The organism is Streptomyces sp. NBC_01390, assembly GCF_045040105.1.
Classification (GTDB): domain Bacteria; phylum Actinomycetota; class Actinomycetes; order Streptomycetales; family Streptomycetaceae; genus Streptomyces.
The window spans coordinates 9461111-9474342 of sequence record NZ_CP109551.1 but is presented as its reverse complement, the minus strand read 5'-3'; the positions used below and the strand labels follow the sequence as shown (position 1 = coordinate 9474342).

The window sequence follows — 13232 nt, the reverse complement described above, 5'->3', positions numbered from 1 at the left end:
GGCTACGCCAAGCTTTGGGGGCTCACGGTGTGTACGTTCACTTGTACGGATAGCATCCTGCCGACCCGGGCGGCTTCCGCCACCTGTTCCGTTTCCGCTCTCACCCGCCACCCGTCACCTGCCAATTGTCACTCCCACCCACCGCTGATCGCCCTAGGACGACGATGCCTCCACGCAAAGGTGCCCGGCGCCGTCTCGGCTCCATACGTCTTTCGCTGATCCTCCTCGCACTGGTTCCCAGCGTCCTCCTCGCCGCGATGTGGGGTGTGACGACGATTCAGATGTTCTCGGAGGGCATGCGACTGCGGGACCAGACCGAACTCAGCGAGGCGACCGGAGCCATGGGCACCGACGCCACGTTCGCGCTGCAGAAGGAGCGAACCCTGTCGGCCGAGTGGCTGGCCTCGCCCAAGGGCGACCGCGCCGCCCTGGACGCGCAGCGCAAGGCGACGGACGCGGCGGTCGCGAAACTGGTCGGACAGACCAGGGCCGTCCAGGAGGCCCCCGACCGGATCGGGGAGCGGATGTACTCGGTCATCGCGGCGACGGGCAGCCTGGAGTACTACCGCGGGCAGGTCGACCGTCTCACCGACATCTCCCCCCAGCAGGTGCTGGACCAGTACTCGTCGATGATCGACAACCAGATCCACGCCTTCCAGGCGCTCTCCCAGGTCGACGACGGCGACCTCACCTCGCAGGCCGGCCCACTCGTGTCACTGGAGCAGGCGGCCGAACTGGTTGCCCAGGAGGACTCCCAGCTCACCCTGGCCTGGCCCTCGGGGCATTTCGACCAGAAGGAGTGGGAGTCCTACGTCCGGCTGGTCAGCGCCCGGCGCTGGGTCGTCGAGGACCAGCTGATCCAGTCCCTCACCGGTACGGCGAAGACCCGCACCGAGGCGATCCTGGCGGGCCCTGCCTGGCGGACCGTGAACTCCGTCGAGGACCAGGTGCTGGCGTCGGGCACGCCCGGCGGCGGCGCCGAACGGAAGGTCACCCTGCCCGGCAGGCAGAAGCAGTGGTCGGCCGCGATAGACCAACTGAGCCTCCAGTACGGCTCGCTCATCGACGACGAGACCCGCGGGCTCCTCACCCGCAGCGCCGACGAGGCGAACTCGCTGCTGATCAAGGCCGCCGTGCTGAGCGCCGGTGGACTCGGCGGACTGGTGCTGTGCGTGCTGCTGTCCTGGCGCATCACCCGGTCCCTGTCCCGTCGGCTGCGCGGGCTGCGCGTGGCGACCCTGGGCCTTGCCGAGGAGCGGCTGCCGGACGTGGTCGCGCGGCTCAACCGGGGCGAGAAGGTCGACGTCGAGTCGGCCACCCCGCCGCTGGACTACGGCGACGACGAACTCGGCCAGGTGGCACAGGCGTTCAACGCCGCGCAGCGTACCGCCGTACACACCGCGGTCGAACTCGCGGACACCCGGCGGGGTTTCCAGAAGGTCATCCTGGGCATCGCCCGGCAGAGCCAGAACCTGGTCAACCTCCAGCTCACCAAGCTGGACGCGCTGGAACGCGCCCACCAGGACCCGGAGATCCTCAAGGGCCTGTACGAACTCGACTCGACGGCGAGCCAGTTGCGCCGCTACGAGGAGAACCTCGTCATCATCAGCGGTGAACGGCCCGGCCGCAGCTGGACCGAGCCGGTCGCGCTGATCGACATCCTGCGCAGTGCCGTCGGTGAGGTCGCCCAGTACCAGCGGGTGGAGGTGCAGACCGAGGAGGACGTGTACCTCGCGCCGCCCGCGGTGGCCGACGTCATCCATCTGCTGGCCGAGCTGATCGACAACGCGACCGCCTACTCCCCCGCGCCCAGCCCGGTGGGCGTACGGGCCGCGATGGTCGCCAAGGGCCTGGCCATCGAGGTCGAGGACCGCGGACTCGGCATGTCCGAGGACGACTACGCGTCCTTCAACGAACACCTGTCCAAGGCCCCGCAGTTCGACGTGGTGGCCCTCGCCGACGACCTGCGGCTCGGCATGTTCGTGATCGCGCGCCTCGCCGTCCGGCACGGCATCCAGGTCACGCTGCGCTCCTCGCCGTACGGCGGTACGACGGCGATCGTGCTGATTCCGCACGAGGTCGTCGTACGGGAACTCAGCGCGCCCGACACGGACTTGTCGGTGTCGGACGAGGCGTCCGCCGAGGCGCCCGGGCCGGCCGTCGCGGACCGCCCGGCGCACGAGCGGGTCCGGGAGACGCAGTCCGCCGTGGCCCGCGTCCGGACCGCCGACGCCGGTTCCGCTTCCCGGCCCGGCGTCCTCGTCGGGGCGGACCGGGGCGCGGGTCCGGGTGGTGAGCGCAAGGCCGAACTCGGTGGCGCCGCCGCCCGCAAGGGCGGGCTCACCCCGCTGCCGCGCCGGGTTCCGCAGACCAGTCTGGCCGCCGAGCTGCTGGAGGACACCGAACCGGACGGCACGTCCGAGGACGCGCTCGACGAGTTCTCGGCGGAGCGAGCGGCCTCCTCGCTCTCCGGTTTCCAGCGCGGAACCCTCCAGGCCCGTGACGACGACGCCGAAGAGCAGTACGACCAAGGGGAGGACAACGCTCCTCAGGAACCTGACGCACCGCTCCCCGACGCAGGCACTCCGGTCACCTCGACTCCGCCCGCAGACCGCTGATGAAGGACAGAGAAATGACACGCCCCACCCCCGCCACGCACACCGAGCTCGACCAGTTGCTCACCGGACTTGTGGACCGGGTAGCCGAGGTCAACCATGCCGTCGTGCTTTCCGAGGACGGACTGGTCGTCAGCAGGTCCACGGCGTTTCTGCGTGACGACGCCGAGCGGCTCGCGGCGACCGCGTCCGGGCTGATGAGCCTCAGCAAGGGCGTCAGCATGGACTTCCGGGGCGGCCCGGTGCGCCAGGCGCTGATCGAGATGCGCAACGGCTACCTGATCCTCACGGCGGCCGGCCCGGGCGCCCACCTCGCGGTGCTGACCAGCCAGGGCGCGGACGTCGGGGTGGTGGCGTACCAGATGAACATGCTGGTGAAGAAGATCGGTGAGCACCTCAGCGCGGCCCCGCGTGCCGGGGTCGTCGGCGCGGCCGGCGAGTGAGGTGAACGGAAGCGACGCGGCCGGCCGTCTCGTACGGCCGTTCACGCTGACCGGCGGGCGGACCAGGCCCAGCCGCGCCGACTTCACTCTGATCACGTCGGTGACGGCGGTGGAGCCGCAGCCGGACGGGCCCACGCGCCCGCAGCCCGAGCACGCTCGGATCCTGCGGCTGTGTGCTCGTCCCGTGGTGGTGGCGGAACTCGCGGCCCATCTGGACCTGCCGGTGAGCGTGGTCGTCATCATGCTGTGCGATCTGCTGGAGGCCGGCCGGATCACCGCCCAGTCCCCGAGGCAGATCTCGCGCACCACGGACATGGACCTGCTCAAGAAAGTGAGGGACGGCCTTGGCCGGCTCTGACCCGACCCTGAACGGGACCTCGGCGCCCGACACGGTCAAGATCCTCATCGCCGGCGGGTTCGGCGTGGGCAAGACGACGATGGTCGGCTCGGTCAGCGAGATCGTGCCCCTGCGCACCGAGGAGCCGCTCACGGCGGCCGGCCTCGGCATCGACGACCTCGACGGCATCGAGCAGAAGAAGGCCACCACCGTGGCCCTCGACTTCGGCCGGATCACCCTCAGCCAGGAACTGATCCTGTACCTCTTCGGTACGCCGGGTCAGCAACGGTTCTGGTTCATGTGGAACGACCTGGCCATCGGCGCGCTGGGGGCCGTGGTCCTCATCGACGTGCGCCGGCCGGAGTCGAGCTTCGCGGCGATCGACTTCTTCGAGCGGCGGGACATCCCGTTCGTCGTCGGGGTGAACGGCTTCCACGGGGAACATCCGTACGAGCCGGACGAGATCCGGGAGTCGCTGGCGCTGCCGGAGCACACTCCGGTCCTGCTGTGCGACGCCCGGGACCGGGACTCGTGCCGGGACGTGCTGATAGCGCTGATCGACCAGCTGATAGCGTCCGCGACCCCGGGCGGCGGCAACGCGCACACGGCCTGAAGTCACGTGTCAGTAAGGCACGTACCACTGGGCTCCTGTGGGCGGGCTGTGAGTCCGCTGATTCTCATTCGTCGCTCAGAGTCGCCTCAGGGTCGCCCCAGATACGGCCCCGATCGTCACTGGCATGAACGAAACGAACGCGAGGGGCGTCCGGCAGCGTTCGGTCGAGATCGTGGTGCCGGTGTACAACGAGGCGCACGTACTCGCCGACAGCGTCGGCCGTCTCCACGCCCACCTCGAAGCCTCCTTCCCGTTCCCGTTCCGGATCACGGTCGCGGACAGCGCGAGTACTGACACCACCTGGCGGGCGGCGACCGAGCCGGCGCTCCGCCTCCCCCATGTCCACGCCGTCCGTCTGGACGCCAAGGGCCGGGGCCGCGCCCTGAACCACGTGCGGAGCCGCTCCACGGCCGACGTGATGCGCGGCCCGAAGCGCGAGTTCGTCTCCCGCTCGTACAACGCCCTGCTGAAGTCCGGCCTCCCGGCCCTCCCCCACTCTCGGCTCGGTTCGAGCGGGGGAACCCCCACCTCCGACGCCCAGGGCGGTTTCAAGGCCGTCCGCACCGACGTCTCCCGGTCCCTGGAGCCGCACATTCAGGACAACTCCTGGTTCTTCGACACCGAGTTGCTGGTCCGCACCGCCCTGGACGACCTCAGGGGCGTACGCCGGATGCTGCGCGCCGGTCTCACCGGCCGCTCCCGGGTCCCCGTACCGCATGGCCACACCCCGGTCGGCGCACCCCAACACATCAGCAGCCCCGTCCCCAGCTTGGAGTACGCGTAATGACGACCCTCGTCCCGCCGCCGACCCGCGACAGCGCGCCGAACCACCGCCACCGGGCCGAACCCCCGCCCTCGGACGGCGGCCTCGCGGCCCGCGCCCGGCGCCTGTTCACGGGATCCCCCGAGGACCCGCGCTGGACCCGCCCCACCCTCTGGGGCATCCTCCTCCTGGCCACGGCGCTCTATGCCTGGAACCTCTCCTCCATCACTGGCAACACCTTCTACGACGCCGCCGTGTACAGCGGTACGAAGAGCTGGAAGGCGTTCTTCTTCGGCGCGTTGGACTCCGGCAGCTTCATCACCGTCGACAAACCCCCCTTCGCCCTCTGGGTGATGGGCCTGTCGGCCCGCGTGTTCGGTTACGGCACCTGGCAGTTGATGCTGCCGATGGTCGCGGTGGGCACAGGCTCGGTCGCGCTGCTGCACCGGATGGTGAAGCGTGACTTCGGACCGGTCGCGGCGACGATCTCGGCCCTGGCCCTCACCCTGACCCCCATCACGGTGGCGATCACCCGGGACACCAACCCGGACCCGATCCTCGTCTTCCTGATGCTGCTGGGCGCGGCGGCCCTGATGAAGGCGGTGCGCACGGGCCGGCTGATGCCGCTGGTGTGGTCGGCGGTCGCGATCGGCTTCGCGTTCAACACCAAGATGATGCAGGCGTACGTCGTCCTGCCGGTCTTCTTCCTGGTCTACCTCTGGGCGGCGAACGCGAGCCTGGGCAGGCGCCTTCGCAACCTGACGGTGGCCACGGTGGCGCTGGTCGTCTCCTCCGCCTGGTGGATGGTGATCGTCGACCTGATCCCGGCCTCCTCCCGCCCCTACATCGGCGGTTCGACCGACAACACCGTCTGGGACCTGGTCATCGGCTACAACGGCTTCGGCCGTATCTTCGGGGCGAGTTCGTCGGTGGGCTCGCAGGGCAACGGCGCGAGTTTCGGTGGCAGTTCGGGCCTCTACCGGATGTTCAACGAGATCATGGGCGGCCAGATCTCCTGGCTGATCCCGTTCGCCCTGATCGCCCTGGTCGCGGGCCTGGTCCTGCGCGGCCGGGCACCTCGTACGGACGCCAAGCGGGCGGCGCTGATGCTGTGGGGCGGCTGGTTCGTCCTGCACTACCTGACCTTCGCCCTCGCCGAGGGTACCTTCCACCCGTACTACGTCACGGCCATGGCCCCGGGCATCGCGGCCCTGGCGGGCGCCGGCGGCGTCATGCTGTACCGCGCCTTCCGCGAGGGCTCGGCGGTCGTGGGGGTCCCCCCGCGCGAGCGAAGCCGAGCGTGGGGGAGGGCTTGGGTGCTGCCGGTGGCGGTCGCGGCGAGCGCCGTCTGGGCGGTCGTGCTGCTCCAGCGGGTCTCGGGCTCCGGCACCCTGTACACGATCGCGGAGATCGTCGTGGCCGTGGCGGCCACGGTCTCGGTCGTCGGCCTGCTGACCGGCCGGTTCATGAAGCGGCAGCGCCTGCTGGGCATCGCGGCCCTGGCGGCGGTCGTCGCCCTCCTCGCGGGCCCAGCGGCCTACTCCGCCTCGGCGGCCACCAGCTCCACCAACGGCACGAACCCGACGGCCGGCCCCAGCACAGGCGGCGGAATGGGCGGGGGCATGGGCAGCGGCGGTGGCGGTGCTCCGCAGGGCTCCAGCAGTACGAGTGGTACCAGTGGCAGCAGCAGCGGTACGAGCAACAGCGGCGGCCGGTCCATGGGTCAGCCCCCGTCCGGCAACACCTCGTCCACCAGCGGGAGTTCGTCGGAGGCGGCAGCCGAGTCGAGCACCCGTCCGAGCGGCGGCGGGATGGGCGGCGGCACCCAGGTGTCGTCCGACATGATCACGTACCTCAAGAAGCACCAGGACGGCGCGACCTGGCTGCTGGCGGTGGCCACCGACCAGACGGCGTCCTCGATCATCCTGGAGTCGGGCCAGCCGGTGATCTCCATGGGCGGCTGGTCGGGCAGCGACAACGCCATGACCCTGGCCAAGCTCAAGAGCCTCGTGAAGTCGGGCAAGCTGCACTACATCATCGTCAGCAGCGACACCGGCCAGGGCACGAACTCGGAGATCGCCACCTGGGTGAAGAAGCACGGCACGGCCGTCAACTCCTCGGCCTACAGCACCAGTTCGTCCACCTCAAGCACGTCCACGACGTCGACCAGTAGCGGTCTGTACCGTCTGGACACGTCCGACGTCAGCTGACCGACCCGCTCCGCACGCTCCCACGGGCGGGCCACCGGAATCCCTCCGGCGGCCCGCCCGCCCGCGTCCGACGGGCACCGCCTCAGTTCACAGGCAGTACCGGACCAGCCACTCGTCCTCGTTGTACGCACCCGTCGCCGGATCCGGCACGGACGCCGGCTGCGCCGCCACCATGTCCTCCACGCGGATCCGCTCCGGCAGGTGCCCGAAGCGGGCCTGGCGGACCGCCTCGGCGGTTTCCGGGGCCCCTGCTTCTACCATCGCCTCGGCCTTCGTCTCGGTCTTCGTTTCGACCTTCGCCTCGTACGTCATCCCGATCCCCGTTCGCCTGGAGCCGACCGTACTTCCAGCGTACGCGGACGTCCGCCTATTCCGCGTGGGCCATCAGCAGCCCCGCGAGGAGCGCGGTACGGGCGGGCACGTGGGCCAGCAGCACATGTTCGTCCCGGGCGTGCGCGCCCCCGCCCACCGGGCCCAGGCCGTCCAGCACCGGGCGTCGCAGCGCGGAGACGAAGTTGCCGTCGCTCGCCCCGCCCACGCCCGTCTCACGGATCGTCAGGCCCAGCTCGGCGGCCACCGACTGCGCCTGTTTGACCAGGAGTTCGGAGGCTGGCGTCGGCACCATCGCCGGGCGGTTCCAGCCGCCGGAGACCGACACCCGTACCCGGGGATCCGAGGCCGTGAGGGCGGCCAGTTCGGCGTCGACGCGGGCCGCCTCGGCGGGGTCGGCGATGCGCACGTCGACACCGCAGCGGGCATGTCCGGCGATGACGTTGCGTCCCGTACCGCCGCTGATCACCCCGACGTTGACCGTCGTGCCGTGCTCCCGTGAGCCCAACCCGGCGATCCGGGTGACCAGTTCGGCGAGGGCGTGCACGGCGCTCGCGCCGCCGTACGGGTCGAGGCCGGCGTGTGCCTCCACCCCCTCCACGGCCACCTCGAAGAGGCCGACGCCCTTGCGGGCCGTCTTCAGGTCCCCGTCGGGACCCGCAGCCGGCTCGCACACCAGCGTGGCCGCCACCTGCTCGCTGAGCCGCTCGATGTGGGGGCGGGAGAAGGGGCTGCCGATCTCCTCGTCCCCGTTGAGGAGCAGGCGGACCGTGGAGCGCGGCAGATCCCGTTCACGCAGCAGCCGCAGCGCCCAGATCGCCTGCACCAGACCGCACTTCATGTCGAAGGCGCCGGGCGCGCTCACCCGCCCGTCGTCGGTCACGGTGAACGGCCACTCGGTGAGGGTGCCGGCCGGCCACACGGTGTCGTAGTGGGCGAGCAGCAGCACCGTGGTCTCGGAGGTGCCCCGGTAGAGGAGTTCCAGGACGTCTCCGTGTTCGCCGCCGTCGTGGCGCACGGCGTCGTCCGGCGGGCCGAGACGCCGAAGCGCCAGGTCCTCGATGGCGGCGAGTCCGGCGCTCAGCAGCTCCTTGTCGTCGCTGGGGGTCTCGCATTCGACCAGTGTCCGCAGGTCGTCGATCATCTCGGGCAGGGCGGTACGGGCCAGGGACTCGATGTCGTGCGGTGACACGGGCAGCTCCTCGGACGGCGCGGGACGACACGGGACGGCGTGGCAAACCCGGTAGCTACCCAGAAACCCGGTGAGTCATGGACGCCGACCGCCGCTGAAGGCCGCCTCGCGGCTGCCGCCCGGAGCTCGAAAAGTTACGCCCGCATTGCGCGAACCCTTGACGCGCCCTCTCCGACTGCGTAGATATGACTGCGCAGTCATGACAGCGCAGTCAGAAAACTGGCGAGCGCGGTTCCACGTCATGTCCACGGCAGCCAAGGTCACCCTCCGGCTACCGTGGGCACCGGCCACCGGGAGTCACCGTGACACGACAGACAGGACGGGGTGCGACCTCGTCGACGCCTCGCAGTGTCGACGTGGCACGCCTCGCGGGGGTCTCGCAGAAGACCGTGTCCAGGGTCTTCAACAGCGAGCCGTACGTCTCCGAGGACGTACGGCGCCGTGTTCTCCAGGCCGCCGAGGACCTCGGCTACCGGATGAACAACGCGGCCCGGGCGCTCGCCTCCGGGCGCACGAGATCCATCGGCGTGGTGACGCTGGGCACCGCCCTGTACGGGCCCGCCTCGCTGCTCATGGGTATCGAGCGCGCCGTCCGGGACACCGGGTACGCGCTGCGCGTCGTCAACACGATGGAGGGCGACCCCGCGGGCGTCGCCGGCGCCGTCGGCTCACTCCTCGAACAGGGGGTGGACGGCATCGTCGTCTCCGAGCCGATCGACGAGGGGACGAGTGCGGCGGGACTCTCCGTCGACGTGCCGGTCCTGGTCATCGGCGCACCGACGCCCTTCGCCACCTCCCGCCCGGTCACCTCGGGCGGCGGAGCGGACCTGCTGACCCGGGCCGCGACCCAACACCTGCTGGACCTGGGCCATGTGACGGTCCATCATCTGTCGGGACCGCCACGCTGGTACGCGGCAAGGGACCGGCTCACCGCCTGGCGGGCCGCCCTCGCGGCCCATGGAGCGCCCGAGCCGCCCGTCGTCGTGGGCGACTGGTCGGCCGCCTCGGGATACGCGGCGGGGCGCCAGCTCGCCGCCGACCCCTCGGTGACCGCCGTGTTCGCCGCCAACGACGACATGGCCATCGGGCTGATCCGGGCCCTGACGGAAGCCGGCCTGCGCGTGCCGGACGACGTCAGCGTGGTCGGGTTCGACGACATCCCGGTCGCCGCGTACATCACACCGCCGCTCACCACCGTGCGCCAGCCCTTCGACGCCGTGGCGCAGGAAGGCCTCAAACGGCTCCTGCACGCCATCGAGAAACCGGACGCGGACCCCCTGCCGCCGAGCGACCCACCGGTCGACCTCGTCGTACGGTCCTCCACCGCACCCCCGCCCCACCGGTAGCCGCACCGACAAAGGCCGGTCAGCCCCACCTGCGGCCCCCTCCCCCGCATCTCCGCCTCCCTTCCTTCTCAGCCGTCTCTCTCACGTCTGCCTTCTCTGCCTTCTCTCCACTCCCTTTCGCCCCGGCCGGAGTTCACCATGCCCAGAAACATCGCCTCCTCCTCTGCCATCAGCCGTCGTCTCCTCCTCACCGCGGCCGGCGCCGCCTCGCTCGGCGCGGCCCTGACCGCCTGCGGCGGGGGCGGCTCCGACAGCGGCTCGACCTCGTCGAAGCCGGTCAGCCAGGCCGACATCGACAAGGCGATGAAGACCCCGACCGAGCTGACGTTCTGGACGTGGGTCCCGAACATCGAGCAGGAGATCGCCCTCTTCGAGAAGAAGTACCCGGCGATCAGGATCAAGGCCGTCAACGCCGGTCAGGGCGTCCCGGAGTACACCAAGCTGCGTACGGCCCTCAAGGCCGGCAGCGGCGCCCCGGACATGGTGCAGATCGAGTACCAGGCCATACCGACCTTCACGATCACCGACAGCCTCCTCGACCTGCGGCCGTACGGCGCCTCCGCTCTCAAGTCGCAGTTCGTCGACTGGACCTGGAGCCAGGTCAGCGGCAGCGACGGCGAGCTCTGGGCGATCCCGCAGGACACCGGCCCGATGGGCATGCTGTACCGCAAGGACATCTTCGACAAGCACGGCATCCAAGTCCCCAAGACCTGGGACGAGTTCGCCGAGGCCGCGCGCAAGCTGCACAAGGCCGACCCGGACGTCTATCTGACCAACCTCGCCGCGAACCAGGTGGCCGCCTGGCACGGCCTGCTGTGGCAGGCGGGGGCCAAGCCCTACGTCACCTCCGGCAAGAGCGACATCACCGTCAGTGTCGACGACGCGGTCTCCAAGAAGCTCGGCGCGTTCTGGGGCGGGCTCGCGCAGGAGGGCGTCATCGGTGTGGAGCCGGACTTCACGGACTCCTGGTACGCGGCGCTCAACAAGGGCAAGTACGCGACCTGGATGACCGGGGCCTGGGGCCCGGCGTTTCTCTCCGGGTCGGCGAAGGACACCTCAGGCAAGTGGCGGGCGGCGCCGATGCCGCAGTGGGACGCGTCCGCGCCGAGCGCGGGCAACTGGGGCGGCTCGACGACCGCGGTGATCCGGTCCACCAAGAACCCCATCGCGGCTGCCCAGTTCGCCCAGTTCCTCAACAGCGACCCCGAGAGCGCGAAGATGTTCGCGACGAAGCAGTTCTTCTTCCCGGCCACCAAGGCGCTGCTCGCGGACCAGGGTTACCTCGGCGACACGCCCGCCTTCTACGGCGGCCAGAAGGTCAACGAGGTCTTCGCCGGCATCAGCGACCAGGTCAACCCCTCCTTCCAGTGGCCGCCGTTCCTCGATCAGGTGGCCACCGACTGGACGGAGACCGTGGGCCGTTCGCTGGCCAGGAAGACCGACACGGTCGCCGCGCTCGCGGGCTGGCAGACGCGGATCACCACGTTCGCCAAGAGCCAGGGCTTCACCGTGAAGGCGGCTCCCTGACATGCCCAGGCACCTCGCGCGGCCCCGGTCGGCGGGCCCGCTGTTCATCGCCCCGTTCATGGCCCTGTTCCTCCTCCTGTTCCTCGCTCCGCTCGGCTACGCGGCCTATCTGAGCCTGTTCCAGGAGAAGTTGGTCGGCGGAACGTCCTTCGTCGGCCTGGAGAACTACGTCACCGCCGTCAAGGACCCGCAGCTCCGTGCGGGTGTCCTCCGGGTGGCGACCTTCTTCGTGATCCAGGTCCCGGTGATGCTGCTGCTGGCCCTGCTCTTCGCCCTCGCCCTGGACAGCGGCCTGCTGCGGCTGTCCCGGGTGATCCGGCTGGGCATCTTCGTGCCGTACGCCGTCCCGAGCGTGGTCGCCACCCTGATGTGGGGCTACCTCTACGGCCCGGACTTCGGCCCGTTCGCCCAGCTCAGCGACAAACTGTCCCTGCCCGCACCGCACTTCCTGACCGACAGCTGGATGCTCGGCAGCCTGGCGAACATCGTGACCTGGGAGTTCGTCGGCTACAACATGATCATCCTGTACGCGGCCCTGCGGACCATTCCGGCGGACCTGTACGAGGCCGCCGCGCTGGACGGAGCGGGGGCCTGGCGGATCGCCTGGTCCATCAAACTCCCGGCGCTGCGGCCCGCGTTGACGCTCACCCTGCTGTTCTCGGTGATCGGCAGCTTCCAGCTCTTCAACGAACCCAACCTGCTGATGAAGATCGTCCCGGACGTCATCGACAGCTCGTACACCGCCAACCTGTACGCCTACACGCTCGCCTTCACCAGCCAGCAGATCAACTACGCGGCGGCCGTCTCCTTCCTCCTCGGCCTGCTGATCGTGATCATCTCGTACGCCTTCCTGCTCACCGCGAACCGCAGGAGGCCCGCGTGACCACCACAACTCCCCCTGCCGGAAGCGTGGTTCTCACGGCCGGCCAGGCGCCCGAAGCCGCCGAGCAGCAGCGGCGTCGCCGACCGGCCCGCCGGCGCAGCACACCGCTCACCATCGCCATGCTGGCGGTACTCGCCTACTTCCTCCTGCCGCTCCTGTGGCTGCTGATCGCCTCCACCAAGAGCACCCATGACCTGATCAACAGCTTCGGCCTGTGGTTCTCCGACGCGCCGCAGCTGCTGACGAACATCCGCCTGACCTTCACCCAGGACGACGGCGTCTTCCTGCACTGGCTGCTCAACACCCTGCTGTACGCCGGTGTCAGCTCCGTCGGCGCCGCGATCCTGGCGGCGGCCGCGGGGTACGGGTTCGCCAAGTTCCGGTTCCGCGGGAACGGCGCCGCCTTCAACCTCGTACTCGGCGCGGTCATGGTGCCGGCGACGGCCCTGGCCATTCCGACGTACCTGCTGTTCGCCAAGGTGGGCCTGGTGAACACGCCGTGGGCGATCATCCTGCCCTCGCTGGTGAGCCCCTTCGGGCTGTACCTCATGCGGGTGTACGCCCAGGACGCGGTGCCGGACAGCATCCTCGAAGCCGCCCGGATGGACGGGGCCGGGGAGTTCCGGATCTTCTCCCAGATCGTGCTGCGGCTGCTCGCACCAGGGCTGGTGACCGTGCTGCTGTTCACGCTGGTGGCGACCTGGAACAACTACTTCCTGCCGCTGATCATGCTCAACGACCCGGACCTGTACCCGATCACGGTCGGGCTCTCCTCCTGGGCCGCCCAGGCGCAGAACGGCGGGGCGGGCGCCAGCAGCGACATGCTCGCGCTGGTCGTGACCGGGTCGGTGATCTCGGTGATCCCGCTCGTCGTGGCCTTCCTGATGCTCCAGCGGTACTGGCAGAGCGGCCTGGCCACCGGCGGCGTCAAACAGTAACTCCCGGCCCAGCCGCGCGAGTTACCCAACTCCCC

12 protein-coding genes are annotated in these 13232 nt (G+C 70.0%); 10 read left to right on the top strand and 2 right to left on the bottom strand.

The window, feature by feature from the left end; genetic code table 11:
- Positions 1–164: 164 nt before the first annotated feature.
- From OG241_RS42520 to OG241_RS42495, 6 genes are all read left to right on the top strand, one after another.
- Complete coding sequence (locus tag OG241_RS42520; RefSeq protein WP_405823391.1) at positions 165–2618, top strand: nitrate- and nitrite sensing domain-containing protein; 2454 nt, start codon at positions 165–167, stop codon at positions 2616–2618.
- Between the two features lie 14 nt (positions 2619–2632).
- Positions 2633–3058 carry a roadblock/LC7 domain-containing protein gene (locus OG241_RS42515; protein ID WP_006377390.1) on the top strand — a complete coding sequence of 142 codons (426 nt, stop codon included), beginning with the start codon at positions 2633–2635 and terminating at the stop codon, positions 3056–3058.
- Between the two features lies 1 nt (position 3059).
- Positions 3060–3416, top strand: coding sequence for a DUF742 domain-containing protein (locus OG241_RS42510; RefSeq protein ID WP_405823389.1), 357 nt, complete (start codon positions 3060–3062; stop codon positions 3414–3416).
- On the top strand, positions 3403–4008 hold the full coding sequence (locus tag OG241_RS42505; RefSeq protein WP_405823387.1) for a GTP-binding protein: 606 nt from the start codon (positions 3403–3405) through the stop codon (positions 4006–4008). The genes OG241_RS42510 and OG241_RS42505 overlap by 14 nt, the downstream gene beginning before the upstream one ends.
- Positions 4009–4132: 124 nt before the next feature.
- On the top strand, positions 4133–4792 hold the full coding sequence (locus tag OG241_RS42500; protein ID WP_405823385.1) for a glycosyltransferase: 660 nt from the start codon (positions 4133–4135) through the stop codon (positions 4790–4792).
- Complete coding sequence (locus tag OG241_RS42495; protein ID WP_405823384.1) at positions 4792–6981, top strand: ArnT family glycosyltransferase; 2190 nt, start codon at positions 4792–4794, stop codon at positions 6979–6981. The genes OG241_RS42500 and OG241_RS42495 overlap by 1 nt, the downstream gene beginning before the upstream one ends.
- A gap of 87 nt (positions 6982–7068) precedes the next feature.
- Here OG241_RS42495 and OG241_RS42490 read toward each other — a convergent pair whose 3' ends face one another.
- Positions 7069–7293, bottom strand: coding sequence for a hypothetical protein (locus OG241_RS42490; RefSeq protein WP_405823383.1), 225 nt, complete (start codon positions 7291–7293; stop codon positions 7069–7071).
- Between the two features lie 55 nt (positions 7294–7348).
- Positions 7349–8503, bottom strand: coding sequence for a M20 family metallopeptidase (locus tag OG241_RS42485; protein ID WP_405823381.1), 1155 nt, complete (start codon positions 8501–8503; stop codon positions 7349–7351).
- Between the two features lie 302 nt (positions 8504–8805).
- Here OG241_RS42485 and OG241_RS42480 point away from each other — a divergent pair, with 302 nt between their 5' ends.
- The 4 genes from OG241_RS42480 (at position 8806) to OG241_RS42465 (ending at position 13197) form a co-directional block, all read left to right on the top strand.
- A complete protein-coding gene (locus tag OG241_RS42480) occupies positions 8806–9849 on the top strand; it encodes a LacI family DNA-binding transcriptional regulator (RefSeq protein ID WP_405823379.1) in 1044 nt (347 codons plus the stop codon).
- 138 nt (positions 9850–9987) lie between these two features.
- Positions 9988–11376, top strand: a complete 1389-nt coding sequence (locus OG241_RS42475; protein WP_405823377.1) for an ABC transporter substrate-binding protein — start codon at positions 9988–9990, stop codon at positions 11374–11376.
- 1 nt (position 11377) lies between these two features.
- Positions 11378–12259: a carbohydrate ABC transporter permease gene (locus OG241_RS42470; RefSeq protein ID WP_405823375.1), complete on the top strand. Its 882-nt coding sequence runs from the start codon at positions 11378–11380 to the stop codon at positions 12257–12259.
- Positions 12256–13197, top strand: a complete 942-nt coding sequence (locus OG241_RS42465; protein WP_405823374.1) for a carbohydrate ABC transporter permease — start codon at positions 12256–12258, stop codon at positions 13195–13197. The genes OG241_RS42470 and OG241_RS42465 overlap by 4 nt, the downstream gene beginning before the upstream one ends.
- Positions 13198–13232: the final 35 nt, after the last annotated feature.